Origin of the sequence: Streptomyces sp. NPDC012769 (assembly GCF_042901205.1) — a bacterium.
In the GTDB taxonomy this organism is placed as follows: Bacteria; Actinomycetota; Actinomycetes; order Streptomycetales; family Streptomycetaceae; genus Streptomyces.
This window is the reverse complement of sequence record NZ_JBIBCP010000005.1, coordinates 487,964-512,061: the sequence shown is the minus strand read 5'-3', so window position 1 is coordinate 512,061 and position 24,098 is coordinate 487,964. Positions and strand designations below refer to the sequence as shown.

Genomic DNA, 24,098 nt, shown 5'->3' with positions numbered 1-24,098 from the left:
ATTTCCGGCCGAATCATGATTCCGCTTGTGCAGAAAACGTATGCCCGATGCGCGAACACCGGCACGGTGCTGAACCCCTAGGGAGCCTTGGACGCTCTGCGGCAGAGTAGGAGCATGGCTACCTACGGGACGATGACGTACCACCTGGAGACCGAGCGGCTGATACTGCGGCCGTGGGACGAGTCGGACGCCGAAGATTTCTGTGCTCTTCTCGCCGAGCGTGGCAAGGGGAAGCCTCCGGTCGAGCGCATCCGGAAGGCCATCGCGGAGCTGCTCACGGCGACGGAGGACACGGGGATCGCCTTGCTGCCCATCCAGCGCAAGGAGGAGGGCGACTTCATCGGCTATTGCGGGCTGATCATCGGCCGCGCCACCTTGGAGGAGCCCGAGATCGCGTACGAGCTGTTCCAGCACGCGCACGGGCGCGGTTACGCCACGGAGGCGGCCGGCGCGGTGCTCGAAGCGGCCGGGGCCACGGGGCGGAAGAGGCTCTGGTCGACCGTCGGCACGTGGAACGGGCCGTCGCTCCGTGTTCTCGAGAAGCTCGGGTTCGAGCGGGATCGCGTGTCCATGGAGGAGAACGGTGAAGTGGCGTGGCTGACCCGCTCGTTGCCCTGAGGTGGGTGGGAAAAGCCGTGGCGGGGGTGGGGCGGGGTTGTTAGCGTCGGGTTGGGTCGACCGTCGGCCCTGGTGTTCGTGGGGCATGCGTGTCCCGATGGGAGTGTCTTGATGTTCCGGACCGCGCCGAGCGCGCCTCGTCCGCTCGCGTAGTCACGCGACCGCGTCCTCCGTCGAGGCCGCTCGGCCTGCTCTTGCCTTCGTGATCCGTCTTTCGGCTTCCGGCAAGGAGCACCGGGTGTCCCACACCACCAGCCACGACCCTCTTTCGAATCACCGCTACACCGACACCGAACCTTCAGCGGGCGACTTCGCCTGCGGCTGGTGCGGTGCGGTCGCGTCCGCGTACCCGCCCGACGGCGGCCGGCGCGGGCACTGTCCGTCCTGTCTGCACGCGCGGCACGACACTCCCTCGTGCGACGCGCGGATGACTCCGATCGCCGTCGCCGTGCCGAGGGACGGCGACTGGAGGGTGATCCATCGCTGCGTACGTTGTGACGCGCTGAGCGACCGTCCCGTGAACGGGGACGACAACCAGCTCGTGGTGATGCGCATGGCCGTACGGCCCCTGGCGCAGCCGCCGTTCCCGCTCGAAGCGTTCGCGTTCGCGGTCGGGGCGGTGTGAACATGCCCCGACGCACGGGACGACCGGACGAACGAGGGAACGAACGACGGCAGGAGCGGCGGCGGCAGCGGCAGAAGGACGTCCTGCACCAGGGCGACGGGCATCGGGAGCGGGCCTTCCGTTGTGTGGGGTGCCGACTCGACGTGTCCGTGGACGCCCCCGGCACCGCCCATCGCAACCACTGCCCCACCTGCCTCGCCAGCCGCCATGTCGACGGGCGCGTGCCCGGCGACCGCGCCTCGGAGTGCCGGGGGCGGATGGAGGCGTACGGCATGGCGGTGCGACCGGACGGCGAGTGGCTCATCATCCACCGGTGTCTGTCCTGCGAGGAACTCAGCGCCAACCGCATCGCCGGGGACGACAACCCGCTGGCCCTGGTGCGTCTCGCGCTGCGGCCGCTGAGCGACTCGGGGTTCGCCGGGCGTGCGGGGACGATCTCGCCGTAGCGGCGGAGAGCTTGTCCGGACGGAGGAGCCGAAGGCTTCTCCGTGCCAAGTGGGCGGGCCGCGGCGGGCCGGTCACCGCCCGGCCCGCCGCGATAACCCTTCAAAAACCGCTCTACGATGAGGCGTCCAAGGGAAGGGTGGGTCTTCAGGTGCTGGTCGCGGACCGATATCGGCTCCAAGTGTGTGTCGGGCGTGGCGGCATGGGCGAGGTGTGGCGGGCGACCGACGAGGTGCTCGGCCGCGACGTGGCCGTGAAGCTGATGCTGGGCCATGACCACGACCCCTCGGCGGCCGACCGGTTCCGGATGGAGGCGCAGACCGCGGCGCGGCTGAGCCACCCGCATGTGGTCGGCGTCTTCGACTTCGGCACGTGGGACGGAAAGCTGTACCTCGTCATGGAGTTGGTGGACGGGGACAGCCTGGCCGGCGACCGGACCCGTCCGACAGCACTGTCCGCCGAACAGGTCGCGACGGTGGCCGCGCACGCGGCGGCCGGCCTCGCCGCGGCCCACCGGCAGGGCGTGGTGCACCGGGACATCAAGCCGGGCAACCTGCTGATGGACGCCGACGGCACGGTCAAGCTCGCGGACTTCGGCATCGCCCGCTTCGTCGACGACCCCTCCGCCGGGCTCACCACCACCGGACAGATCGTGGGTACGGGGCTCTACCTCGCACCCGAGCGGGCCCTCGGACAGCCCGCCTCGCCCGCGTCCGACGTGTACTCGCTCGGCTGCGTGCTCTACCAACTGCTCACCGGGCAGCCGCCGTTCCGCGCCGACACCGCGACCGCGCTGCTGTACCAGCACATCGACACCCCGCCGGCGCCGCCGCGGCAGCTCGGGGTGCCGATACCGGCCGCGTTCGAGGGGTTCCTGCTCACACTGCTCGCCAAGCAGCCGGAGCAGCGGCCCGGAGCACAGACCATCGCCGACTGGTTCGCGTCCGGGGCCTGGCGGGACCGGCCCATGCCGCTGCCCCACGCCGTACCGCAGCCGGTGCACCAGGGGATTCCCCAGGCCCCCCACACCGCCCCGCACGCCGCTCCTCACGCCGGCGCGCACACCACCCCGCACGCCGCCCCGCCCGGCGTTTCCCAGGGCGGCATACCTCAGGGCATACCCCAGGGCAGACCGCAGGGCAGACCGTCGCGCGGGCCCGTGCCCGTGGGCGCGCCCGGGCCCGCCGCGTCGCGGGGCCGGCGAACCCAGCCGCCCGCCGAGAACCCGCTGGCCGCGATCTCGCGCCGCCGACCGCGCAGGACCGCCGCCGTCGCCGGGGCTGTCGCCTTCGTCGTCTTCCTCCTCATCGGGATGGCCTGGCTCAGCTGACCTCTCAATAGGCGCGGGGGGCCATCACATGGCCCTCCTGGTCCTCCGGGCCGATCAGCAGACAGCGCGGCATGCCCGGGCCCGGGGTCGCGCGGATGGTCACCGGAGTCGGCGGATCCGTCGGCAGCTCGACCTGGACGGTGGCCGGGCGGTCGGCGTGGGTCGTGGCGTGGCCCGTCTCCTTGCCGTCGACGAGGACCTCGACGACCGGTTTGTGGCCGGTCTGGATGGTGGCGCTGACCGAGTGGCCCCGGTAGTCGATATGGAAGTGGTGTCGCGCTCTCATGACGTCGCCTCCGGGCCTTCGGGCTGACCGGCCTCCGCACCTGCGCTCGCTGCCTGGCGCCGCCGCGCGGCGGCGCCTCTGTCCGGCTCCGCACGCCGTCCTCGTTCCGCGCCCGGCGTCTCCTTCAGCGTAGGGCGCCGCCGGATGTCCGACACGTGGGAGCACTCCGCGGTGGTACTCGGGGACGATCCGTCGGGGCGGTCGTCGGTGCGGTCCGTCGGTGCGGTCCCGTCACGCCAGGACGTACGCGAGGCAGCCCATCAGGACCAGGGCCAGGCAGATGCCCAGGTTCACCGCCCGGTACTCCAGGAAGACCGCCGCGAACTCGCGCATGGTCGCGCTCGGCCAGAAGTACGCGGCGGTGGGCGAGCCCACCACCTGGCCGTTCACGCCGGCCTTGCGAGCCATCAGGGCGGCTCGGAAGGCGTGGAAGTTGTTGGTGACGATCACGCACTCGGCGCCGGGCCGCTCCGCCTCCATGAGGGCCTTGCTGAAGAGCATGTTCTCCTCGGTGGTGCGCGAGCGGTCCTCCCGCACGATCCGGTCGGCCGGGAAACCGCGCTCCACCAGGTAGTCGGCCATCGCGTGCGACTCGGGTATCTCCTCGTCGGGGCCGCGACCGCCGGACGTGAGGAGCACCGGGATCCGGTCCACCTCCCGGCGCTCGGCCAGCGTCTCGTACACCTGGCGGCCCCGCTCCAGACGGCTCGCGAGCAGCGGCGGTACGCGGCGGCCGCCGATCAGGCCGGAGCCGAGGACGACCACGTAGTCGGCGTCACGGCGGATGCGCATCCGGCCGTAGAGGAAGGCGTAACCGATGAAGCAGAGGAAGAGGAAGGAGACGTACCCGAGGACCATGAGCAGGGTGCCGACGACGATGGCGAGCGTCTTCGAGTGGGAGACGACGGCGGCGGCCATCAGGCCCATGACGCCGAAGATGCCGAGTCCGGCGAGCAGCGACAGCAGGTTGGACGGGCGTCTGCCCTCCTTGCGGACCATCTTGACGCCGTTGGCACACAGCAGCCCGGCGAGGGCGACCGGGCCGAGGGCGAGCACGAGCAGCACGACGACCGTGGCCGTGACGGCGACACCGGGCGGGGCGTCGGCGAGACCGGCGAGCAGGCCGAGGCAGAGGAAGGTGACGGCCAGCCCGAGGTACACCGCGTTGCTGAAGCGCCGCCGGTCGCGCAGCACACCGGCCCCGAAGAGGGCGAGGAAGACGGCGGCCACGACGTAGGCGAACATGCCGTCATCGTAGACATCACCTCTGACAACCGGCCCTGGTTCGCGGGGAGCTGGGCGGCAAGGGGCCGGTGGCCGGGCGGTACGGAGTGAGGGTCACGGCTCGGCGGCTAGGGCGTGCAGGCCGCGCCGCGCACCCACCTCGTACGCCCGGCGCAGTGCGCCGTACGAGAGCTTCGCGCGCAGCACGGTCTCGGTGCGCGCACGCGCCGGGAAGCAGAAGGGGGCGAGTCGGTAGCCGTCGCCGAATGCGGTCGAGCGCAACGGGTCGACCGCGCGGAGGAGATGGGCGGCGGGTGCGGTCCGGCGCGCAGGATCCTCCGCTGGGCGAGGACTTCGGCGGCGCGGGCGGCCCCGGTGACGCTGCCGAGCCGCAGCTGGAGGTGACGGCGACGGCCGCCGCCCTGGCCGGGCTGCGGCAGACCCGGCTGGTCACGTCGGTGACCGGCGGGCACAACCTGGCGATCGGGGCGTGGCTGCGCTCGGTCGGCGAGCTGCACGAGATCACGACGGGGATGGAGCGGGCGGCGCCGTCGATACGGATCACCGGGACGTCGCTGTCGCTGCGCATCCACAAGGCGGGCGCGCGGGTCCTCGGCCCGGACGGGCGGCGGATGCATCACGTACGGCCGGACATCCGGCGTCCGCTCCGCGTGCCGGATCGTTTCCGCTGAGCGGGTCCGCCGGGTCCGAAGGGTCCGCCGGGTCCGGGCACTGGCCGGGAGTTATCCACAGGTTGGGGGCGCGGCGGACGAATTGTCGGGCGCGCGGAGCATGATGGCTTCATGACTGAGAGCAAGGACGACCACACGGCGGACCGCGGCACGGCGGACGCGACGACGGGGGACGCGAGCACGGCGGCGGACGGCGACACGGCGGCGAGCAGCGGCACCGCGTTCGAGAAGTTCGCGGACGCGCCGCTCTGGGAGCAGCGGTTCCGCGCGCCGCGGATCTCGCTGCCGGAGTGGGCGGAGGAGGCCCCGGACCGCTCGCTGTTCGTGTCGAACGCGACGGGGACGTACGAGCTGTACGCGTGGGACCGGGCGACCGGCGGGCAGCGGCAGGTCACCGACCGGCCGAACGGGACGACGGACGGCACGCTGAGCCCGGACGGCCGGTGGATCTGGTGGTTCAACGACACCGACGGCGACGAGTTCGGCGTGTGGATGCGCCAGCCGTTCGAGGGCGGTGCGGACGAGGCCGCCGTGCCGGGGCTGGCGCCCTCCTATCCCGCGGGGCTCGCCATCGGCCGCGACGGCACGGTCGTGGTGGGCCGGTCGACGGACGAGGACGGGTCGACCGTGCACCTGCTGCGGTCGGGTGCCGACGCGCCGGTGGAGATCTACCGGCACCGGCAGTCGGCCGGGGTGGGCGACCTGTCGTTCGACTCGACCCTGATCGCCGTCGAGCACACCGAGCACGGCGACGCGATGCACTCGGCGATCCGGGTCCTGCGCGCGGCGGACGCCTCGGTGGTGGCGGAGCTCGACGACACCAAGGGCGGTACGGAGGAGCTGGGCCTGAGCGTCCTCGGCTTCGCCCCGGTGGCCGGGGACACGCTGCTCCTCGTGGGGCACCAGCGGCGCGGCCGCTGGGAGCCGATGCTGTGGGACGTGGCCACGGGCAAGGAGACCGACCTGCGGCTCGACCTGCCGGGCGACGTGTCGGCCGAGTGGTATCCGGACGGTTCGGGGCTGCTGATCGTGCACAGCTTCGAGGCCCGCAGCGAGCTGTGGCGGTACGAGATCGCCACCGGCGCCCTGGTCCGGGTGGAGACACCGGCCGGGTCGGTGTCGAGTGCGACGGCCCGGCCCGACGGCTCCGTGGAGTACCTGTGGTCGTCGGCCGCCCATCCGCCGGTGGTGCGGTCCACGGACGGCTCGGTCGTGCTCGACCCGCCGGGCCCGAAGGCGCCAGGATCCGTGCCGGTGGAGGACGTGTGGGTGGAGGGACCCGGCGGGCGGGTGCACGCGCTGGTGCAACGCCCGGCGGAGGGCGAGGGCCCGTTCCCGACCGTCTTCGAGGTGCACGGCGGCCCGGCATGGCATGACAGCGACGCCTTCGCCTCCGGCCCCGCCGCCTGGGTCGACCACGGCTATGCGGTGGTGCGGGTGAACTACCGCGGCTCCACCGGCTACGGCCGGGAGTGGACGGACGCGCTCAAGCACCGGGTCGGCCTGATCGAGCTGGAGGACATCGCCGCGGTCCGTGAGTGGGCGGTGGACAGCGGCCTCGCCGACCCGGAGCGGCTGGTCCTGGCCGGCGGCTCGTGGGGCGGCTATCTCACCCTGCTCGGCGTCGGCACCCAGCCGGACGCCTGGTCGGTCGGCCTCGCCGCCGTGCCGGTCGCCGACTACGTGACGGCGTACGAGGACGAGATGGAGGCCCTGAAGGCCCTCGACCGCACCCTGCTCGGCGGCTCGCCCGAGGAGGTCCCGGAGCGGTTCGCGGCCTCCTCGCCGCTGACGTACGTGGACGCGGTGAAGGCTCCGCTGCACATCTCGGCCGGAGTCAACGACCCGCGCTGCCCGATCCGCCAGATCGACAACTACGTGAACCGGCTCGCCGCCCGCGGCGCGGTGCACGAGGTGTACCGGTACGACGCGGGGCACGGCTCGCTGGTGGTCGACGAGCGGATCAAGCAGGTCGCCCTGGACCTGGACTTCGCCGCCCGTCACCTGGGGACGCGGGGCACCGGCGCGAGCGCGGGGACCAGGGGGACCAAGGGGACCCGGAAGGAGGTGGGCTGAGCGGCCTTGCGTACCGTGGGAGCGTGTACCGGTTCCTGAGAACGCCCCGCTGGTGGGGGATCAACGTCTTCGTCCTCCTCGCCATCCCGTTCTGCCTGTTCATGGGGACCTGGCAGATGGGCAAGTTCGAGGACCGCGTCGACTCCCACCGGGAGGCGGAGCGGCGGCCCGATCCGGCGACCCGGTCGGCGGAGGCGCTGGACGCGCTGCTGCCGGTGGACAAGGAGACCTCGGGCCGGATCGCGCGGGCGAGCGGGCGGTACGGGGAGCAGTTCCTGGTCCCGGACCGTGATCTGGACGGCCGCTCCGGCTCGTACGTGCTGACCCTCCTGAAGACGGACGGCGGCAAGGCGCTGCCCGTGGTCCGGGGCTGGCTGCCGTCGGGCGGCCGGGCTCCGGCCCCGCCGGTCGGCGACGTCACGGTGACGGGTGCGCTCCAAGCCTCGGAGAATCCGGGTACGAAGGGGGTCCGCGCGGCCGGCGGACTGCCGGAGGGTCAGCTCGGCATGATCAGCGCCGCGTCCCTGGTGAACGTGGTGTCGGACGACGTCTACGACGCCTGGATCACCCTGACGGACTCCCCCGCCGGGCTCACCCCGGTGCCGGCGACGGCCGCCGCGGGCACGGGCCTGGACGTGAAGGCGTTCCAGAACCTGGGCTACACGGCCGAGTGGTTCGTCTTCGCCGGCTTCGTGGTCTTCATGTGGTTCCGCCTGTTCCGCCGGGAGGCGGAGGCCTCCCGGGACGCAGCCCTCGGGCTCTAGGGGCTCCGCCCTGGCAAAGCTCCAGGGTCGCAACGCCGTCAGCGCCTCCCGGGCGGCCGGCCGGGGCGCCCGGACTCAGCGCCCGACCGCGTAGCCACCGACCGCTCAGGCGGCAGGAGGGGTCAGGAGGCGTCCAGGACCCCGGTCCGGTAGATCGTGCCCGCGCAGGCGTTGGGGATGGTCGCCGCCGCCACCGGGCCGCCCGGTTCGGCGGTGTGGGTCACCTCGACGCTGCCGTCCGCCGGGACGCCGTCCGTCGCGAGCTGGGTGGAGACCGTGTTCTCGTCCGGGCTCGTGCCGGTCGAGCCGGTGGCGCCGCCGCTCGACGACGAGCCGCCGTCCGGCGTCGGAGTCGGGGTCGGCGTCGGGTTGGGGCCCGTCGTGGGGCAGGTCTCGCTGGGGACCCAGGCGAAGCGCACCTCGTACGCGTTGTCCGGGGTCAGCAGCAGCGGGTGCGACTCCTGCGAGGGGTCGGGCAGGCCGCTGGCGGCGTCGCCGGAGGTGTGCTCGACGACCGCGATCTTCGACTGGTCGGCCGCGCCCCGGGCCGCGAAGCCGACCCGGCCGTCGCCGCCGACCAGACAGTCCCGGCCGGAGACGTTGGCGATGCGGAAGGTGCCGTAGACCTTCCCCGTGGAGTCGGGCGCGCCCGTGTGCACGGAGCTGACGGCGAGCTGGTCGGCCTCGCAGGCCGGCCGGGTGTCCGAGGAGCCGGAGGGGGCGGTGCTGTCGCCGTCCGCGCCGCCGCCGGGGTCCTCGGCCGACGCGGTCGGCTTGCCGGCCCCCTCGGCCCCGCCCTGGCTGGGCTGTGCGGTGCCGGACGGCGGGAGGGCGCTGTGCTGGCCGCCCTCGATGCCGGTCTCGGTGCCCGTGCCGCCCTGGGCCTGCTCGCCGTGGCCGGCGTTGACCGGCTGGTCGGCGGAGATCCCGCCGGACGAGGCCACGTGCACGAGGGCCGGTACGGCGGTGCCGACGAGGACGATCGCGGCCGCCATGCCGACCACCGCCTGCCGCTTGCGGGCACGGCGGGCGGGCACGGCACGGCGGAGGTGGTCGAGCGCGCCCTCCGTGGGTTCGAGACCGGCCACCGCGCCCTGGAGCAGCCGCCGCAGCGCCAGCTCGTCGGGCGTGCCGTTCTCCGGCGCTTCGTTCACCATCCCGCGTCCACTCAGGTCGTCCCGGTCGTCGCCGTGCCGAACGCGCTGATCGCGCCGATCGCCCCGGCCGTGCTCGTCGTGCTCGTCCCGCGCCGCAGGCCCGTCCTGCCCGCCTTGTGCCTCCCGCGCGTCCCGCACGGCAGGCTCCACGCCCCCCGCGTCCGGCTCGTCGCGCTCGCCCAGTGGCCCGCTCATGACGTGGCCTCCATGGCGATCCGCAGGGCCGCGATGCCGCGCGAGCCGTAGGCCTTGACCGAGCCGAGCGAGATCCCGAGGGTCTCGGCGACCTGCGCCTCGGTCATGTCCGCGAAGTATCGCAGCACCAGGACCTCGCGCTGCCGCCGCTGGAGCCCGCGCATGGCCTTGATCAGCGCGTCCCGCTCCAGCTGGTCGTACGCGCCTTCCTCGGCGCTGGCCATGTCGGGCATGGGCTTGGAGAGCAGCTTGAGGCCGAGGATGCGCCGACGCAGCGCCGAGCGCGAGAGGTTGACGACGGTCTGCCGCAGATAGGCCAGGGTCTTCTCGGGGTCGCGCACCCGGTTGCGCGCCGAGTGGACGCGGATGAAGGCCTCCTGCACGACGTCCTCGCAGGAGGCGGTGTCGTCGAGGAGCAGCGCGGCGAGGCCGAGCAGCGAGCGGTAGTGGGCGCGGTAGGTCTCGGTGAGGTGGTCGACGGTGGTACCGGCAGCCATCGCGTCGTCAGCGCCCTCGCGGGGCGCCGGAATGCCGCTCACGGCGGTCGGACGGGTCCTGATGGGCATCGGCGCGATCACCGGCATGCCGCTGACCGGGCGCGGCCGCCTGAGCGGGCGCACCGCGGTGCTGTGCAACGGGATGACCGCCGCGATGTCGAGTACCTCTGCCACGCCTGTTGGACACGCTTCCCCCCGTCAGGGTTGTACGCGTACGCCACCGTTTTTGACGGTGCGTGGTTTGCCCTCATGCGTACCCGTTCTCCCCCGATGCCCCGCTGGTGCGGCGTGCTCCACGTCACATGCTCCTGGGTGCCCGCGAAGACGCTCCCGCCCGACCGCTGGTTGCAGAGGGAGGGAAGAGCATCGTCGTCCAGGACATCTGACCTGATCAAGAGGCATCCGACGCCGATTTGCTCACAAGGCCTTCACAGAGCCTACAAAGATGACCGGTGCGGCGTGGCCGATTTCCGGACACCCGGGGGAACTACGGACGAAGGGCCTGCCCCAAGCCGTCCCCCACACCCGACCCCGCGCTCTGTCCCACGATGCGCTCGGCGATCTGTACGGCGTTCAGCGCGGCGCCCTTGCGCAGGTTGTCCCCGCACACGAAGAACTCCAGGGCCCGCTCGTCGTCCATCGACCGCCGCACCCGCCCGACCCACGTCGGGTCGGTGCCCACCACGTCCGCCGGCGTCGGGAAGTCACCCGTGCCGGGATCGTCGTACAGCACCACACCCGGCGAGGTCGCCAGGATCTCGTGGGCGCGCGCCACGGTGACCGGCCGCTCGAAGCGGGCGTGCACGGAGGCGGAGTGCCCGGTCACGACGGGGACCCGGACACAGGTGGCCGCGACCCGGAGTCCCGGCAGGTCCAGGATCCTGCGGGTCTCGTCACGGATGCCCAGCTCCTCCGAGGACCAGCCGTCCGCCGCGAGCGCGCCCGACCAGGGCAGCACGTTGAGGGCGAGCGGTCCGGGGAAGGGGCCGGTGTGGTCGCCGACCGCCCGCCGTACGTCTCCGGGGTGGGTGCCGAGCTCGCTGCCGGCGACCAGGGCCAGCTGCCGGCGCAGGGCCTCCGTGCCCGGGCTTCCGGCGGCGCTGGCGGCCTGCTGGGCGGTGACGACGAGCTCGGTGAGCCCGAACTCGGCGTGCAGGGCTCCCACGGCGACGATCAGCGCCAGGGTGGAGCAGCCGGGGCTCGCGACGATGCCGCGCGGCCGTACCCGTACGGCGTGCGGATTGATCTCGGGCACCACCAGCGGCACGTCCGGGTCGGCCCGGAACGCCGTCGAGGTGTCCACGACCACCGCGCCCTTGGCGGCGGCGATCGGCGCCCACCGCGCCGCCACGGCCTCGGGCACGAGGAAGAGGGCCAGGTCGACGCCGTCGAGGGCTTCCTCGGTGAGGGCGAGGACCTCGCACTCCTCCCCCCGTACGGCGAGCTTGCGGCCGGCCGAGCGGGGGGAGGCGAGGAGACGGATCTCGCCCCAGACGTCCGCGTGGTGCGTGAGCGTCTGGAGCAGCACCGCGCCGACGGCCCCGGTCGCTCCCACGACCGCGAGCGTCGGCTTGGCGCTCGTCAAGGTGTCACCCGTGTCATGACGAGGTCAGCGACCGGTGCCGCCGTAGACGACGGCCTCGTCGGAGTCGCTGTCCAGACCGAAGGCGGTGTGGACGGCGCGCACGGCCTCGTTGACGTCGTCGGCGCGGGTGACGACCGAGATGCGGATCTCGGACGTGGAGATCAGCTCGATGTTGACGCCCGCGTCGGACAGCGCGCGGAAGAAGTCCGCGGTGACGCCCGGGTTGGTCTTCATACCGGCGCCGACCAGGGAGATCTTGCCGATCTGGTCGTCGTAGCGCAGCGAGTCGAAGCCGATCGCGCCCTTCGCCTTCTCCAGGGCGTCGATGGCCTTGCGGCCCTCGGCCTTGGGGAGGGTGAAGGAGATGTCCGTCAGACCGGTGGAGGCCGCCGACACGTTCTGCACGATCATGTCGATGTTGATCTCGGCGTCCGCGACGGCCCGGAAGATCGCCGCGGCCTCGCCCGGCTTGTCCGGCACGCCGACGACGGTGATCTTCGCCTCGGAGGTGTCGTGGGCGACACCGGAGATGATGGCCTGCTCCACCTTGGAGTCCCCTGTCGGTTCGTTGCTGACCCACGTGCCCTGGAGCCCCGAGAAGGAGGAGCGGACGTGGATCGGGATGTTGTAGCGGCGTGCGTACTCGACGCACCGGTGCAGCAGCACCTTGGAGCCGGAGGCGGCGAGCTCCAGCATGTCCTCGAAGGAGATCCAGTCGATCTTCTTCGCCTTCTTCACCACGCGCGGGTCGGCGGTGAAGACGCCGTCGACGTCCGTGTAGATCTCGCAGACCTCGGCGTCGAGCGCGGCGGCCAGGGCGACGGCGGTCGTGTCGGAGCCGCCGCGGCCGAGCGTGGTGATGTCCTTCTTGTCCTGCGACACACCCTGGAAGCCGGCGACGATGGCGATGTTGCCCTCGTCGAGCGCGGTGCGGATGCGGCCCGGCGTGACATCGATGATGCGCGCTTTGTTGTGGACGGAGTCGGTGATGACACCCGCCTGGCTGCCCGTGAACGACTGGGCCTCGTGGCCCAGGTTTTTGATCGCCATGGCCAGCAGGGCCATGGAGATCCGCTCTCCGGCGGTCAGCAGCATGTCGAATTCACGCCCGGCAGGGATCGGGGATACCTGCTCGGCGAGATCGATCAACTCGTCCGTCGTGTCGCCCATCGCGGAAACCACGACGACCACCTGGTGGCCGTTCCTCTTGGCATCCACGATCCGCTTGGCGACGCGCTTGATGCCTTCGGCATCGGCAACGGAGGAGCCTCCGTACTTCTGCACGACAAGGCCCACGTGCGCTCCTCGCTCAGTCCTTGCCACAGCTGGCACTGCGGTCGGTTCAGTCTAACGAGCGACTGAAAAACACCACCGTGATATCGCATGGTGAGATTCACTGCTCGCAGATCGGATACGCGGAGGGGGCGGCGACCCGTCCGACCAGGACCGGGCACCCCGGCCGACCAGCACCGGAGGGGCGAAACACGCCCTTCACAAACGTCCGCCATCCGAGACCACACGCGCGTGACCTGGACACCTTCCCTTCCCGGGTGCGAATCTCCCGCCATGCGTCATCCGTCTCCCCTCGCCGCCACAGCCGCGGCCTCCGCGCTCGTCGCCCTCGCCGTGTCCGGCTGCGCGCCGCAGCCCGAGAACGGCGGCGGCTCCGGCCCCTCCGGGGCCGCGTCCGGATCCGCCTCGGCCGCCGGCAAGCCCGCGTCCTGCGCAGCGGACACGCTCGCCACCAAGGCCCGGGGGAAGCTGACCGTCGGCACCGACACGCCCGCCTACGCCCCCTGGTTCCAGGACGACGACCCGGCCAACGGCAAGGGCTACGAGTCCGCCGTCGCGTACGCGGTCGCCCAGAAGCTCGGCTTCGCCAAGGGAGACGTCGTCTGGCAGAAGGTCGCCTTCAACAACGCCTTCGCCCCCGGCGAGAAGACCTTCGACTTCGACATCAACCAGGTCTCCATCAACGAGGACCGCCGCAAGGCTGTGGACCTGTCCTCCGGCTACTACGACGTCCGCCAGGCCGTCATCGCGCTCAAGGACTCCAAGGCGGCCGAGGCGACCACCCTCGCCGAGCTCAAGGGCGCCAAGCTGGGCGCGCAGGTCGGCACGACCAGCCTGGACGTGATCAAGGACCAGATCAGGCCACAGCAGCAGCCGTCGGTCTTCCAGAAGAACGACCTCGCCAAGGCCGCCCTGAAGAACGGCCAGGTCGACGCGATCGTCGTGGACCTGCCCACCGCGTTCTACATCACCGGCGCCGAGGTCCCCGAGGCCAAGGTCGTCGGCCAGTTCGAGACCGCGGGCGGCGCCGCCAAGGAGCAGTTCGGGCTCGTCCTCGACAAGGGCTCCTCGCTGACCACCTGCGTCTCGCAGGCCGTGGACGCCCTGCGCGCGGACGGCACCCTCGCCGCCATCGAGAAGCGGTGGCTGTCCGACGCGGCGGGCGCGCCGGTGCTGAAGTGACGACCCTCGCCAAGGAGGCCACGCCACCGGAGCCCGGGAAGCCCGGGGAACCCGGGGGCCCGACGAGCACGCCGGGCGAGGACGACGACGCCTACCGGCCGTCCGCGCGGCGGATCGAGCGCGAGCGCTACAAGCGCTCCCGCACCCGCCGCGCGACGGCCGTGGCCGCCCTCAGCACCCTCGCCACCCTGGCCGTCCTCTACCTCGTCGTCACGGGCTCCCCCGGCTGGCCGCGCACCAAGGAGACCTTCTTCGACGGGGAGTACGCGCGCCAAGCGCTCCCCCTGGTCCTCGACGGGCTGTGGCTCAACCTCCGCCTGCTCCTCGTCTGCGGCGCCGTCACCCTCGTCCTCGGCCTGCTCCTCGCCGTCGCCCGCACCCTGCGCGGCCCGGCGCTCTTCCCGCTGCGCGCCCTGGCCACCGCGTACGTCGACTTCTTCCGCGGCCTGCCGCTCATCATCTGCCTGCTCGCGGTGATCTTCGGCCTGCCCGCGCTGCGCCTCCAGGGCGTGCCCACCGATCCGGTCGTCCTCGGCGGCATCGCGCTGTCGCTGACCTACTCGGCGTACATGGCCGAGGTGTTCCGGGCCGGCATCGAGAGCGTCCACCCCAGCCAGCGGGCAGCCGCCCGCTCGCTCGGCCTGTCGAGCGCGCAGACCATGCGCTTCGTGGTGCTGCCGCAGGCCGTACGACGCGTGGTGCCGCCACTCCTCAACGACCTGGTCTCGCTCCAGAAGGACACCGGCCTGGTCTCCATCGCGGGCGCGGTCGACGCCGTGTACGCGGCGCAGATCCTGGCCGGCAAGACCTTCAACTACACGCCGTACGTCGTCGCGGGCCTGGTGTTCGTCCTGCTCACCATCCCCATGACCCGGTTCACCGACTGGGTGACGGCACGCATGAACCGGCGCCAGTCGCAGGGAGGCACGGTATGACGCAGACCTACGACACGACGGCGCCGGTGCTCCGCCTGGAGTCGGTCCGCAAGACGTACGGCAAGGCGCACGGATCCCGATCCGGCTCCGGCTCCGGCTCCGGCTCCGGCTCCGGCTCCGGCGCCACCGTCGTCCTGCGGGACGTCGACCTGGAGGTCCCGCAGCACACCGTCACCGTGCTCATCGGCGCCTCCGGCTCCGGCAAGTCGACGCTGCTGCGCTGCTCCAACCTCCTGGAGGAGATCGACGACGGCGCGATCTTCCTCGACGGCGAGGAGATCACCGACCCGCGCACGGACCCCGATGCCGTACGGCGCCGGATCGGCGTCGTCTTCCAGGCGTACAACCTCTTCCCGCACATGAGCGTGCTCGACAACATCACGCTCGCCCCGCGCCGCGTCCACCGCACCGAGCGCCGGGAGGCCGAGGAGCGGGCCCGCGAGCTGCTCGACCGGCTCGGGCTCGCCGACAAGGCGGGCGAGTACCCGGACCGGCTCAGCGGCGGCCAGCAGCAGCGCGTCGCCATCGCCCGCGCCCTCGCGAGCCGGCCGCGCCTGCTGCTGCTCGACGAGGTGACGGCGGCCCTCGACCCGGAGCTGGTCGGCGAGGTCCTGAACGTGGTGCGGGACCTCAAGGAGGAGGGGATGACGATGGTCATCGCCACCCACGAGATGGGCTTCGCGCGGGAGGTCGCCGACCAGGTCTGCTTCCTGGAGAACGGCGTGATCCTGGAGCGCGGCACCTCGGCCGACGTCTTCGGCGCGCCCGCCCACGAGCGGACGCGCCGGTTCCTGAGCCGCATCGTGGAGGCGGGACGGCTGTAGGGGACGACGACTGTCCCCCTGGACCGAGACCGAGACCTGGACAGAGACCGAGATCTAGACCTGGGCCTGGGCCTGGGCCTGGACCTAGACCTTGCGGCGCACCAGCCCCAGCGGTCCCGCGATCTCCTGGGCCATCACGCGCCCCGCCTCCTCCGCGAGGTCCTCCTCCGTGAGGTCCTCGTCCGTGTCCAGGCCGTCGAGCTCGGCGAGCGGCTGGTCGAGGCGGATGTGGGCGATCAGGGACTGCAGCGCGCGCAGGGTGGCGGAGGCGGTGGGGCCCCAGTTGGAGAAGTAGGAGAACTGCCACCACCACAGCGCCTCGCTCGTCCGGCCCGCCCGGTAGTGGGCGAGGCCGTGCCGCAGGTCCGTGATGACGTCGGCGAGGTTGTCGGAGATCCGGGCCGGGACCGGCGCCTTGCGCGGCTCGTACGGGTCGAAGACCTCCGAGAAGACGTCCACCGGCTCCAGGAGTGCCGCGAACCGCTCGCGCAGGTCGTCCACGTCCATGTCGGGCCCGGTGTCGGTCTCGTACTGCTCCTCGGGGACGAAGTCCTCGTGCGCGCCGAGCCGCCCGCCCGCCAGCAGCAGCTGCGAGAGCTCCAGGAGCAGGAAGGGCACGGCGCTGCCCGGCTCGTCGCCCTTGGCGACCTCGGTCGTCGCGACGATGAAGCTCTCGATCGAGTCCGCGATCTGGACGGCGAAGTCGTCCGGATCCTGCGTGATGGAGTGCAGCGTGGGATCAGACATCGAGGAGCCTCCCTGCGAGTGCGCCGTCGCGCGCACGGACCCGGTCGTTGTCATACATCTAGCAGCCGCCGCCCCTCGAAGGCACGTCCCAGGGTGACCTCGTCGGCGTACTCCAGGTCACCGCCGACCGGCAGACCGCTGGCCAGACGGGTCACCTTCAGACCCATGGGCTTGATCATCCGCGCCAGGTACGTCGCGGTGGCCTCGCCCTCCAGGTTGGGGTCGGTGGCGAGGATCAGCTCCGTGACCGTGCCGTCCGCGAGGCGCGCGAGGAGCTCGCGGATGCGCAGGTCGTCCGGGCCGACGCCCTCGATGGGGCTGATCGCTCCGCCGAGCACGTGGTAGCGCCCGCGGAACTCCCGGGTCCGCTCGATCGCCACGACGTCCTTCGGCTCTTCGACCACGCAGATGACCGTCAGGTCCCGGCGCGGGTCGCGGCAGATGTTGCACTGCTCCTGCTGGGCCACGTTCCCGCAGACCGCGCAGAACCTGACCTTCTCCTTGACCTCCAGGAGCGCCTGCGCGAGCCGCCGCACGTCGGTCGGCTCGGCCTGGAGGACGTGGAAGGCGATCCGCTGGGCGCTCTTGGGACCGACGCCGGGCAGCCTGCCCAGTTCGTCGATGAGGTCCTGAACCACGCCTTCGTACAACGGAACGCCCTTCGCGAGTGCTTGATTCTTACGGTAGTGGCTGGAAACCAGCCGCAGAAGGTGTGCGGGTCAGAAGACGGTGTACGGGTCGGAAGACGGCGTACGGGTCAGAAGCCCAGGCCCGGCATGCCGCCGAGGCCCTGCGCCAGCGGGCCCAGCTTGGCCTGCTGCAGCTGCTGCGCGTTGTCGTTGGCGGCCTGGACGGCGGCCACGATCAGATCGGCCAGCGTCTCGGTGTCCTCCGGGTCGACCGCCTTGGGGTCGATCACCAGGCCGCGCAGCTCGCCGGAGCCGGTGACGGTCGCCCTGACCAGGCCGCCGCCCGCCTGCCCCTCGACCTCGGTCGCCGCGAGCTCCTCCTGGGCGCGGGCGAGGTCCTGCTGCATCTTCTGGGCCTGCTGGAGGAGCTGCTGCATGTTGGGCTGGCCACCACCGGGGATCACGGTCACTCCAAACGTTCGGTGTCTCGGTAAACCGAGCCTACGTGCTCGCGGACCGGGGTGCCGACACAACTCTTTCGAGTGAGAAACTGCGTGCTCCTCTACCTGATCAACACCCTCTTGCGGGCGGAAATCCCGGGATTCCGGGCCCACAGCCCACCATTCGGCGGTAGGAAGGGCAGGCACCACGTGCACCGCACGTCACAGAAGGACACGAGCGCTGAGCTGAACAGAGGAGTTCCCCGGTGAGCCAGCAGCCGGACATGCAGCCGCAGCCGGGGAACCCCGAAGGCCCGGGAACGCCCGGGCGCGCGGGGGAGCCCGGCGGCCCGGGGAAGCCCGGACGTCCGGCCGCCCACCGCGACCTGACCGGGTCGCCCTTCCCGCTGGGCGACTGGGGCGAGCCCGCCGAACGCCTCGACGAGCTCTACCGCTGGGTCGAGTCGAACGCCCTGCGCACCGCCGAGTGGTATCTGTCCGACCGCGTCTGGAAGCGCCGCTGCGCCCGCATCCTGCGCGTCGGCACGGCCCTCGGGGTGATCGCCGGTGCCGCGCTGCCGCTGCTCGACCTCACCGGGGCCGCCGAGGGGACGGCCGGCTGGGGCTACCTCTCGCTGCTCCTCGGCGCCGCCTGCCTCGCCTGCGACCGCTACTTCGGCCTGACCTCCGGCTGGATCAGGGACATGGCCACCGCCCAGGCGGTGCAGCGGCGACTCCAGGCGCTCCAGTTCGACTGGGCGTCGGAGAGCGTGCGCGAGGTCCTCGGGCCCACCGAGGGCACGGCCAGCGAGGCCGCCGAGCGCTGTCTGGGCGTGCTGCGCCGCTTCTCGGAGGACGTGACCGAGCTCGTACGGGCGGAGACCGCGGACTGGATGGTCGAGTTCCGCTCGGGGCCGGCGCCACTGGCCCTGCAGTCGGTCGGCACGACGCCGGCCCGGCCCGAGAGCGGCCACCCCTCGGGCCGCTTCCCGCTGCCGCCGGGCACCCGGCCCAACATGCCGCGCCAACGCCCGCCGGAGCCGCGCTGACGGCCATGCTGACAGCCGCGCTGACGGCCGTGCGGGGCCGTCGGGGCGGTAGAGGCGAGTGGGGCGGGCTGGGCGGGCTGGGCGGGCTGGGCGGGCTGGGCGGGCTGGGCGGGCTGGGCGGGCTGGGCGGGCTGGGCTAGCTCAGGATGATCATGGAGCCCTGGCCGAGGCTCCGGGTCGCCGCCGCGTGCAGGCCCAGCCACACGTGGCGCTCCCGGGCGAAGGGGCTGTCGTCCTGGTACGGGACCGGGGCGGCGGGTTCCTCCAGGGCGGTGGGCCGGTCCGGGGGCCGCGGGGCGGCGGGCGGGTTGGCCGGGTCGATGCCGATCGAAGGCGCCACGAACTCCAGCTCGCGCAGCAGCCCGTGCGAGGAGCCGAGCGGACCGCCGCCCTCCAGGAGCTGGTCGTTGGACAGCGGCACGGGGAAGTCGACCGGCACGTAGGCACCGGCGTGGTCGTAGTGCCAGACCAGGTGGGACTGCTGGGCGGTCGCCTCGAACATCTCCAGGAGCTGCTCGTAGTCCCCGCCGAGCTCGCCGACCGGCTCCACGGGCAGCCCGCACATCTGGAGCAGGTAGGCGCGGCGCAGGAAGTGCAGGGCCTCGTAGTCGAAGCCGGCGACGGGGGCGACGTCCCCGGAGAGCCCTGGCATGTACGCGTAGACCGGCACGGTGGGCAGACCGGCCGCGGTCAGGGCGTGGTCGTAGGAGGCGATCTCTTCGGCGAAGGGGTTGTCGGGGCTGTGGCACAGCACGTCGACGAGGGGGACCAGCCACAGGTCACAGGCCAAGGGACGCTCGCTCTCCGTCAGTTGCGCGGGTCGGCCGCGGGATCATCGTTCGTGGGGACGGCCAGATTAGTCCGGCCGCGCCGTCCGGGGGGACGGGTACGAGGGGACTGCCCCCGGAAGGGCCGCCTCAACCCGCCCTCGCGCCTGGCTCGACCCGGCTCAACCCGCGCGGGCGTCCAGCCGGTCCGCCCACTCCAGCGACCGCGCGTTGTACTCCCGTACGACCGCGACGGCGCCCTCCGCGTCGCCGCGGGTGATCGCGTCCACCAGATCGACGTGGCCGCTCCAGAGCCAGCCGAGCAGATCGCGGTCGGAGCGCAGGTAGGGAACGGAGAACACCCAGGCCTGGACCCGCAGCCGGTGCAGGAAGTCGGCGATGTAGTCGTTGGCGGAGACCAGCCGGCCGAGCTCGCGCCAGTAGCGGATGTCGTAGCCGATGAGGATGTCCAGATCGCCGGCCCGGGCCGCGCGGGCGGCCGCCTCGCCCCGGCGCCGTATCGACACCAGCGCGACCCCGACGGAGACGTCGGGATCGGCGGGATCGGCGCCCGGCGGGGCCTGCGGGGGCGGTGGCGTGGTGCGCGGGGCGTGGTGGCGGAAGATGCCGTCCACGACGAGCATGCGGGCCTCGACCATGCCCCGGTAGTCGTCGACCGAGAACTGGTGGACGCGGAAGCCGCGGTGCTGGTCGGAGTCGAGGAGTCCTTGGGCGCAGAGGTCGACGAGGGCCTCGCGCACGGGTGTCGCGGACACCCCGTACTGCTCGGCGATCTGCTTGACGGTGAATTCCTCGCCGGGCTGGAGACGCCCCGCGAGGACCTCGTCACGGAGCGCGTCCGCGATCTGCCGGCGCAGGGTGTTGCGGGTGACAGCTCCGCTCGCGGGCATGTGTTCGACCCCCTCCGTCCGGTTCCCGGACACCCTAGTCGAGACCACGGAGAGGGCCGATCACGTCACCCGCCGCACAGGAACGCCGTACAGGGCCGCCGTACGGGCCCCCGTGCAGGGTGTGGGTGTGGACGGCGGGCGTCAGACCGTGTGCCGGTCCGCCACCGTGAGCGCCGCGTCGAGGGCGGCGAGGCCCTCCTTGGCCTCCGCCTCGCTGACGTTGCAGGCGGGGACGGCGTGGGTGCGGTTCATGTTCACGAAGGGCCACAGGCCGTTCTTCTTCGCCTCGGCGGCGAAGGCCGCCATGGGCGCGTTGGCCTCGCCCGCCGCGTTGTACGGGACGAGCGGCTCGCGGGTCTCCTTGTTCCTGACCAGGTCGAGTGCCCAGAAGACCCCGAGGCCGCGCACCTCCCCGACCGACGGGTGGCGCTCGGCGAGCTCGCGCAGGCCGGGCCCGAGGACGGTCTCGCCGATGTGGGCGGCGTGCTCGACGACCTTCTCGTCCTCCATCACCTGGATGGTGGCGACGGCGGCGGCGCAGGCCAGCGGGTGACCGGAGTAGGTCAGTCCGCCCGGGTAGGGCCGCTTGTCGAAGGTGGCGGCGATCTCCTCGCTGATGGCGACGCCGCCGAGCGGCACGTAACCGGAGTTGACGCCCTTGGCGAAGGTCATCAGGTCGGGCACGACGTCGAAGTGCTCGGAGGCGAACCACCTGCCGGTGCGTCCGAAGCCCGCCATGACCTCGTCGAGGATGAAGACGATGCCGTACTTGTCGCAGATCTCGCGCACGCCGGCGAGGTAGCCGGGCGGCGGGGTCATGATGCCGGCGGTGCCGGGGACGGTCTCCAGGATGATCGCGGCGATCGTCTGCGGGCCCTCGAAGGCGATGGTGTCCTCGAGGTGCTGGAGGGCCCGGGCGCTCTCCTCCGCCTCGGTGGTGGCGTAGAACGGCGAGCGGTAGAGGAACGGCGCCCAGAAGTGCACGACGCCGGCGGAGGCGGTGTCGGAGGCCCAGCGGCGCGGGTCGCCGGTGAGGTTGATCGCGGTGGAGGTGGCGCCGTGGTACGAGCGGTAGGCGGAGAGCAGCTTCGTACGGCCCGTGTGCAGCCGGGCCATGCGGACGGCGTTCTCGACGGCCTCGGCACCGCCGTTGGTGAAGAAGATCTTGTTCAGGTCGCCGGGGGTCCGCTCGGCGATGAGGCGTGCGGCCTCGGAGCGGACGTCCACGGCGAAGGCGGGCGCGAAGGTCGCGAGCTTCCCGGCCTGCTCCTGGATGGCGGCGACGACCTTGGGGTGCTGGTAGCCGATGTTGGTGTAGACGAGGCCGCTGGTGAAGTCGAGGTAGCGGTTCCCGTCGTAGTCCCAGAAGTACGAACCCTCGGCGCCGGCGACGGCGAGCGGGTCGATCAGGCCCTGGGCGGACCAGGAGTGGAAGACGTGCGCACGGTCTGCGGCTTTGACGGCCGCACCGGCCTGGGGGTCGGGCTCGACATGAGGGGTCATGCGTCGAGCGTAGGTATGCGCAGGTGGGAGCGGCCATGACCATCTTGTCCACCGAGACGGCGGCGGACCCGACATCTTGCACTCCCCCGCCGCATTCCCGGAACTATTGACAGCATGCTGTCGACATGACAGCCTTCTGTCATAGGGGCGAGGTCCCCGTCCCCCCGGAGCCTGGGAGGCCGCCATGACCAGCACCGCCCGCACCACCGACACCCGCACCACCGACGCCCGTACGACCGTCCATCTCGCCGTCTACGACACCCTCGCCGACTGGGAGACGGGCCACGCCACCGCCTGGCTCGCCCGCGCCGGCTACACCGTCCGGACCGTCGGCCCGGCCGCCGGGGAGCCCGTCACGACCATCGCCGGCATCCGGATCGTCCCGGACCTCTCCCTCGCCGAGCTCGACCCCGAGGACAGCGCGCTGCTGATCCTCCCCGGCGCCGAGAAGTACGACGAGGGCGACGAGCTCGCGCCCTTCACCGCCAAGGCCCGCGCCTTCCTCGACGCCGGCGTCCCCGTCGCCGCGATCTGCGGCGCCACCGCGGGACTCGCCAAGGAGGGCCTGCTCGACGACCGCCCCCACACGAGCGCCGCCTCCTTCTACCTGGCCGCCACCGGCTACAAGGGCGGCGAGCGGTACGCGGAGGCCGACGCCGTCAGGGACGGCGACCTGATCACCGCCGGCCCGACCGAGCCGGTCGCCTTCGCCCGCGAGATCTTCGCCCGTCTCGGCGCGTACGAGGGCAAGCGGGACGCCTGGTACCGCCTCTTCCACGACTCCGATCCGGCGGCCTTCGCCGAGCTCGACGCGGACGAGGAGTGACCGCATGAGCCGCGAGCAGCAGGAGGCGCTGTCCCGGACCGCGCTGGGTGTCTTCCGCCTGGGCGGTCAGTTCCTCGCCGTCTCCGAGAGGCTGGCCGGGCCGGCCGGCCTGACCGCCGCCCGGTGGCAGGTCCTGGGTGCGGTGCTGCGCGAGCCGCTGCCGGTCGCCGGGATCGCCCGCGTCATGGGCATCACCCGCCAGAGCGTCCAGCGCGTCGCCGACCTGCTCGTACGGGACGGGCTGGCCGTCTACGAGCCGAACCCGGCCCACCGCCGCGCCAAGCTCCTCGCCCCGACCGAGGCCGGCCGCGCCGCGATCGGGCGGATCGACCCGGGCCACGCGGAACTGGCCGCCCGCCTCATGCGGGAACTCGGCGGCCAGGACGCCTTCGACGAGACCGTACGGGTGCTGGAACGGCTCTCGGAGGCGATGGACGCGCTGGAGGAAAGGGACACGCTGAAGGAAAGGGACACGCTGGAGGCGACGGAGGCGCTGGAGGCGATCGGCGAGGAACGACCGCCGGCCCCCTGAGGGGCTTTGGCCAAAGCTGGCCGGATCCGTCGCTGTCCGCCCGGCGGCGAGCGCCTAGTCTGCCCGTCTGCCCTACCGTACGGACACCCCGGGGGAGGCCGGATGGCAGGCGACGACGACGGGGCGACCCGGCGGGAGCGGACCTGCGTGGGCTTCGCGGTGGACGAGGCGTACGCGCTGCCGATGGCCGTCGCGGGCCGGTCGCTCATCGACCACTACGCCGGTACCGCACCCCTGGAGATCGTGGTCCTCGACCTCGGCATCACCGCGCCCACCCGCGCCCGCGTCCTCGCCTCCTGGCCGCCGGGCACGCGGGTCCGCTTCGTCCCGCTCCCCCGCGAGAACCTCGACGGACTCCCCCTCTCGGACCACGAGTTCGTGCTCCACCTCAACCGCAACGTCTACGGCCGCTGGTTCCTCCCCGAGCTCCTCCCCTCCTCCTACCGGCGCCTGATCTACCTCGACGCCGACATCCTCGTGCTCCGTGACCTGTCCCCGCTGTGGCGGATCGGCCTCGGAGGGCAGCCGTTCGCCGCCGCGCAGGACAAGGGAATCCCTTACGTCTCCTCGGAACTGGGCGTGCCGGACTACCGCGACCTCGGACTCCCGGCGAGCACCAAGTACTTCAACGCCGGCGTCATGGTCATCGACCTCGACCGCTGGCGGACCGCGCGCATCCGCGAGCGCGCCCTGCACTACGCGCGGAGCCACCCCGCCATGCGCTTCGCCGACCAGGAAGCGCTCAACGCGGTCAGCGGCGGCGCCTGGACCGAGTTCCCGAGGGAATGGAACTGCCCGGTCGAGGAGGAGCTCCTCGCCGCCCATCACAAGGCCGACCCCCGGATCATCCACTTCCTCGGCCCCGACAAGCCCTGGGTCACCGACGTCACCTGGGCACCGCACTGCCAGGCCGCCTATGCGACGTACCTGCGCCGGACGGCCTGGGCGACGGAACTCCCTGCCTGAC

Annotated in this window: 27 protein-coding genes; 14 read left to right on the top strand and 13 right to left on the bottom strand. The window is 72.3% G+C overall.

All coding sequences use genetic code 11. The features are described 5' to 3' along the window. Nucleotides 1-114: 114 nt before the first annotated feature. The 4 genes from ACFY7C_RS27590 to ACFY7C_RS27575 all read left to right on the top strand — a co-directional run bounded on the left by ACFY7C_RS27590 (nucleotide 115) and on the right by ACFY7C_RS27575 (nucleotide 3,017). Nucleotides 115-618: a GNAT family N-acetyltransferase gene (locus ACFY7C_RS27590; protein WP_389655337.1), complete on the top strand. Its 504-nt coding sequence runs from the start codon at nucleotides 115-117 to the stop codon at nucleotides 616-618. A gap of 238 nt (nucleotides 619-856) precedes the next feature. Next, nucleotides 857-1,243: an RNHCP domain-containing protein gene (locus ACFY7C_RS27585; RefSeq protein WP_389655335.1), complete on the top strand. Its 387-nt coding sequence runs from the start codon at nucleotides 857-859 to the stop codon at nucleotides 1,241-1,243. A 2-nt stretch (nucleotides 1,244-1,245) separates the two neighbouring features. Next, on the top strand, nucleotides 1,246-1,689 hold the full coding sequence (locus ACFY7C_RS27580; RefSeq protein ID WP_389655333.1) for an RNHCP domain-containing protein: 444 nt from the start codon (nucleotides 1,246-1,248) through the stop codon (nucleotides 1,687-1,689). Nucleotides 1,690-1,838: 149 nt separating this feature from the next. Next, complete coding sequence (locus ACFY7C_RS27575; RefSeq protein WP_389655331.1) at nucleotides 1,839-3,017, top strand: protein kinase; 1,179 nt, start codon at nucleotides 1,839-1,841, stop codon at nucleotides 3,015-3,017. Between the two features lie 4 nt (nucleotides 3,018-3,021). Here the strand turns inward: ACFY7C_RS27575 and ACFY7C_RS27570 are convergent, their stop codons facing one another. The 3 genes from ACFY7C_RS27570 to ACFY7C_RS27560 form a co-directional block, all read right to left on the bottom strand. Next, the gene (locus ACFY7C_RS27570; RefSeq protein WP_389655329.1) at nucleotides 3,022-3,303 is read right to left on the bottom strand and encodes a hypothetical protein; all 282 of its coding nucleotides are present in this window, start codon (nucleotides 3,301-3,303) and stop codon (nucleotides 3,022-3,024) included. A 231-nt stretch (nucleotides 3,304-3,534) separates the two neighbouring features. After that, the gene (locus tag ACFY7C_RS27565) at nucleotides 3,535-4,548 is read right to left on the bottom strand and encodes a YdcF family protein (RefSeq protein ID WP_389655327.1); all 1,014 of its coding nucleotides are present in this window, start codon (nucleotides 4,546-4,548) and stop codon (nucleotides 3,535-3,537) included. A gap of 93 nt (nucleotides 4,549-4,641) precedes the next feature. Beyond that, on the bottom strand, nucleotides 4,642-4,809 hold the full coding sequence (locus ACFY7C_RS27560; protein WP_389655325.1) for a hypothetical protein: 168 nt from the start codon (nucleotides 4,807-4,809) through the stop codon (nucleotides 4,642-4,644). 32 nt (nucleotides 4,810-4,841) lie between these two features. On the opposite strand from ACFY7C_RS27560, the gene ACFY7C_RS27555 reads away from it, so the two are divergent. The 3 genes from ACFY7C_RS27555 to ACFY7C_RS27545 all read left to right on the top strand — a co-directional run bounded on the left by ACFY7C_RS27555 (nucleotide 4,842) and on the right by ACFY7C_RS27545 (nucleotide 8,059). Continuing rightward, nucleotides 4,842-5,219: a hypothetical protein gene (locus ACFY7C_RS27555; protein WP_389655323.1), complete on the top strand. Its 378-nt coding sequence runs from the start codon at nucleotides 4,842-4,844 to the stop codon at nucleotides 5,217-5,219. 111 nt (nucleotides 5,220-5,330) lie between these two features. Further along, nucleotides 5,331-7,295: a prolyl oligopeptidase family serine peptidase gene (locus tag ACFY7C_RS27550; protein WP_389655321.1), complete on the top strand. Its 1,965-nt coding sequence runs from the start codon at nucleotides 5,331-5,333 to the stop codon at nucleotides 7,293-7,295. A gap of 23 nt (nucleotides 7,296-7,318) precedes the next feature. Further along, nucleotides 7,319-8,059, top strand: a complete 741-nt coding sequence (locus ACFY7C_RS27545; protein ID WP_389655319.1) for an SURF1 family protein — start codon at nucleotides 7,319-7,321, stop codon at nucleotides 8,057-8,059. A gap of 122 nt (nucleotides 8,060-8,181) precedes the next feature. Here ACFY7C_RS27545 and ACFY7C_RS27540 read toward each other — a convergent pair whose 3' ends face one another. The 4 genes from ACFY7C_RS27540 to ACFY7C_RS27525 all read right to left on the bottom strand — a co-directional run bounded on the left by ACFY7C_RS27540 (nucleotide 8,182) and on the right by ACFY7C_RS27525 (nucleotide 12,789). Next, complete coding sequence (locus ACFY7C_RS27540; RefSeq protein ID WP_389655317.1) at nucleotides 8,182-9,411, bottom strand: hypothetical protein; 1,230 nt, start codon at nucleotides 9,409-9,411, stop codon at nucleotides 8,182-8,184. Next, nucleotides 9,408-9,995 carry a SigE family RNA polymerase sigma factor gene (locus tag ACFY7C_RS27535; protein ID WP_389655680.1) on the bottom strand — a complete coding sequence of 196 codons (588 nt, stop codon included), beginning with the start codon at nucleotides 9,993-9,995 and terminating at the stop codon, nucleotides 9,408-9,410. The genes ACFY7C_RS27540 and ACFY7C_RS27535 overlap by 4 nt, the downstream gene beginning before the upstream one ends. A gap of 400 nt (nucleotides 9,996-10,395) precedes the next feature. Next, nucleotides 10,396-11,493, bottom strand: coding sequence for an aspartate-semialdehyde dehydrogenase (locus tag ACFY7C_RS27530; RefSeq protein WP_389655315.1), 1,098 nt, complete (start codon nucleotides 11,491-11,493; stop codon nucleotides 10,396-10,398). 24 nt (nucleotides 11,494-11,517) lie between these two features. Beyond that, nucleotides 11,518-12,789, bottom strand: a complete 1,272-nt coding sequence (locus ACFY7C_RS27525; protein WP_389655313.1) for an aspartate kinase — start codon at nucleotides 12,787-12,789, stop codon at nucleotides 11,518-11,520. A gap of 270 nt (nucleotides 12,790-13,059) precedes the next feature. Between ACFY7C_RS27525 and ACFY7C_RS27520 the strand changes: the two genes are divergently transcribed. The 3 genes from ACFY7C_RS27520 (at nucleotide 13,060) to ACFY7C_RS27510 (ending at nucleotide 15,727) form a co-directional block, all read left to right on the top strand. After that, complete coding sequence (locus ACFY7C_RS27520) at nucleotides 13,060-13,968, top strand: ABC transporter substrate-binding protein (protein WP_389655311.1); 909 nt, start codon at nucleotides 13,060-13,062, stop codon at nucleotides 13,966-13,968. 113 nt (nucleotides 13,969-14,081) lie between these two features. Then, the gene (locus ACFY7C_RS27515) at nucleotides 14,082-14,903 is read left to right on the top strand and encodes an amino acid ABC transporter permease (RefSeq protein WP_389655679.1); all 822 of its coding nucleotides are present in this window, start codon (nucleotides 14,082-14,084) and stop codon (nucleotides 14,901-14,903) included. Further along, on the top strand, nucleotides 14,900-15,727 hold the full coding sequence (locus ACFY7C_RS27510) for an amino acid ABC transporter ATP-binding protein (RefSeq protein ID WP_389655309.1): 828 nt from the start codon (nucleotides 14,900-14,902) through the stop codon (nucleotides 15,725-15,727). The genes ACFY7C_RS27515 and ACFY7C_RS27510 overlap by 4 nt, the downstream gene beginning before the upstream one ends. A gap of 84 nt (nucleotides 15,728-15,811) precedes the next feature. Here ACFY7C_RS27510 and ACFY7C_RS27505 read toward each other — a convergent pair whose 3' ends face one another. From ACFY7C_RS27505 to ACFY7C_RS27495, 3 genes are all read right to left on the bottom strand, one after another. Then, entirely contained in the window at nucleotides 15,812-16,474 is a 663-nt protein-coding gene (locus tag ACFY7C_RS27505; protein WP_389655307.1) for a DUF5063 domain-containing protein, read from the bottom strand. A 50-nt stretch (nucleotides 16,475-16,524) separates the two neighbouring features. Further along, nucleotides 16,525-17,124, bottom strand: a complete 600-nt coding sequence (gene recR, locus ACFY7C_RS27500; protein ID WP_132915978.1) for a recombination mediator RecR — start codon at nucleotides 17,122-17,124, stop codon at nucleotides 16,525-16,527. 107 nt (nucleotides 17,125-17,231) lie between these two features. Continuing rightward, a complete protein-coding gene (locus ACFY7C_RS27495; RefSeq protein ID WP_389655305.1) occupies nucleotides 17,232-17,567 on the bottom strand; it encodes a YbaB/EbfC family nucleoid-associated protein in 336 nt (111 codons plus the stop codon). A 260-nt stretch (nucleotides 17,568-17,827) separates the two neighbouring features. On the opposite strand from ACFY7C_RS27495, the gene ACFY7C_RS27490 reads away from it, so the two are divergent. Then, nucleotides 17,828-18,592, top strand: coding sequence for an SLATT domain-containing protein (locus ACFY7C_RS27490; protein WP_389655678.1), 765 nt, complete (start codon nucleotides 17,828-17,830; stop codon nucleotides 18,590-18,592). Between the two features lie 136 nt (nucleotides 18,593-18,728). On the opposite strand, the gene ACFY7C_RS27485 is transcribed toward ACFY7C_RS27490, so the two are convergent. The 3 genes from ACFY7C_RS27485 to ACFY7C_RS27475 all read right to left on the bottom strand — a co-directional run bounded on the left by ACFY7C_RS27485 (nucleotide 18,729) and on the right by ACFY7C_RS27475 (nucleotide 21,773). Next, nucleotides 18,729-19,382, bottom strand: coding sequence for a hypothetical protein (locus ACFY7C_RS27485; RefSeq protein ID WP_389655303.1), 654 nt, complete (start codon nucleotides 19,380-19,382; stop codon nucleotides 18,729-18,731). 159 nt (nucleotides 19,383-19,541) lie between these two features. Then, nucleotides 19,542-20,270, bottom strand: a complete 729-nt coding sequence (locus ACFY7C_RS27480) for a GntR family transcriptional regulator (RefSeq protein WP_389655301.1) — start codon at nucleotides 20,268-20,270, stop codon at nucleotides 19,542-19,544. A gap of 141 nt (nucleotides 20,271-20,411) precedes the next feature. Beyond that, nucleotides 20,412-21,773: an aspartate aminotransferase family protein gene (locus ACFY7C_RS27475; protein ID WP_389655299.1), complete on the bottom strand. Its 1,362-nt coding sequence runs from the start codon at nucleotides 21,771-21,773 to the stop codon at nucleotides 20,412-20,414. Nucleotides 21,774-21,957: 184 nt separating this feature from the next. On the opposite strand from ACFY7C_RS27475, the gene ACFY7C_RS27470 reads away from it, so the two are divergent. The 3 genes from ACFY7C_RS27470 to ACFY7C_RS27460 all read left to right on the top strand — a co-directional run bounded on the left by ACFY7C_RS27470 (nucleotide 21,958) and on the right by ACFY7C_RS27460 (nucleotide 24,097). Then, entirely contained in the window at nucleotides 21,958-22,599 is a 642-nt protein-coding gene (locus ACFY7C_RS27470; protein WP_389655297.1) for a DJ-1/PfpI family protein, read from the top strand. 4 nt (nucleotides 22,600-22,603) lie between these two features. Next, nucleotides 22,604-23,131 (top strand): MarR family winged helix-turn-helix transcriptional regulator, encoded by a 528-nt coding sequence (locus ACFY7C_RS27465; RefSeq protein WP_389655295.1) that lies wholly within the window; start codon nucleotides 22,604-22,606, stop codon nucleotides 23,129-23,131. 102 nt (nucleotides 23,132-23,233) lie between these two features. After that, nucleotides 23,234-24,097 carry a glycosyltransferase family 8 protein gene (locus ACFY7C_RS27460; protein ID WP_389655293.1) on the top strand — a complete coding sequence of 288 codons (864 nt, stop codon included), beginning with the start codon at nucleotides 23,234-23,236 and terminating at the stop codon, nucleotides 24,095-24,097. The last annotated feature ends 1 nt before the right edge of the window (nucleotide 24,098 follow it).

Coding starts and splice junctions, on each gene's coding strand:
- ACFY7C_RS27590 (WP_389655337.1), top strand. CDS start 115: ATGGCTACCTACGGGACGATGACGTACCACCTGGAGACCGAGCGGCTG.
- ACFY7C_RS27580 (WP_389655333.1), top strand. CDS start 1,246: ATGCCCCGACGCACGGGACGACCGGACGAACGAGGGAACGAACGACGG.
- ACFY7C_RS27570 (WP_389655329.1), bottom strand. CDS start 3,303: ATGAGAGCGCGACACCACTTCCATATCGACTACCGGGGCCACTCGGTC.
- ACFY7C_RS27565 (WP_389655327.1), bottom strand. CDS start 4,548: ATGTTCGCCTACGTCGTGGCCGCCGTCTTCCTCGCCCTCTTCGGGGCC.
- ACFY7C_RS27550 (WP_389655321.1), top strand. CDS start 5,331: ATGACTGAGAGCAAGGACGACCACACGGCGGACCGCGGCACGGCGGAC.
- ACFY7C_RS27540 (WP_389655317.1), bottom strand. CDS start 9,411: ATGAGCGGGCCACTGGGCGAGCGCGACGAGCCGGACGCGGGGGGCGTG.
- ACFY7C_RS27535 (WP_389655680.1), bottom strand. CDS start 9,995: ATGCCGGTGATCGCGCCGATGCCCATCAGGACCCGTCCGACCGCCGTG.
- ACFY7C_RS27520 (WP_389655311.1), top strand. CDS start 13,060: ATGCGTCATCCGTCTCCCCTCGCCGCCACAGCCGCGGCCTCCGCGCTC.
- ACFY7C_RS27510 (WP_389655309.1), top strand. CDS start 14,900: ATGACGCAGACCTACGACACGACGGCGCCGGTGCTCCGCCTGGAGTCG.
- ACFY7C_RS27505 (WP_389655307.1), bottom strand. CDS start 16,474: ATGTCTGATCCCACGCTGCACTCCATCACGCAGGATCCGGACGACTTC.
- ACFY7C_RS27490 (WP_389655678.1), top strand. CDS start 17,828: ATGCAGCCGCAGCCGGGGAACCCCGAAGGCCCGGGAACGCCCGGGCGC.
- ACFY7C_RS27480 (WP_389655301.1), bottom strand. CDS start 20,270: ATGCCCGCGAGCGGAGCTGTCACCCGCAACACCCTGCGCCGGCAGATC.
- ACFY7C_RS27475 (WP_389655299.1), bottom strand. CDS start 21,773: ATGACCCCTCATGTCGAGCCCGACCCCCAGGCCGGTGCGGCCGTCAAA.
- ACFY7C_RS27470 (WP_389655297.1), top strand. CDS start 21,958: ATGACCAGCACCGCCCGCACCACCGACACCCGCACCACCGACGCCCGT.
- ACFY7C_RS27465 (WP_389655295.1), top strand. CDS start 22,604: ATGAGCCGCGAGCAGCAGGAGGCGCTGTCCCGGACCGCGCTGGGTGTC.
- ACFY7C_RS27460 (WP_389655293.1), top strand. CDS start 23,234: ATGGCAGGCGACGACGACGGGGCGACCCGGCGGGAGCGGACCTGCGTG.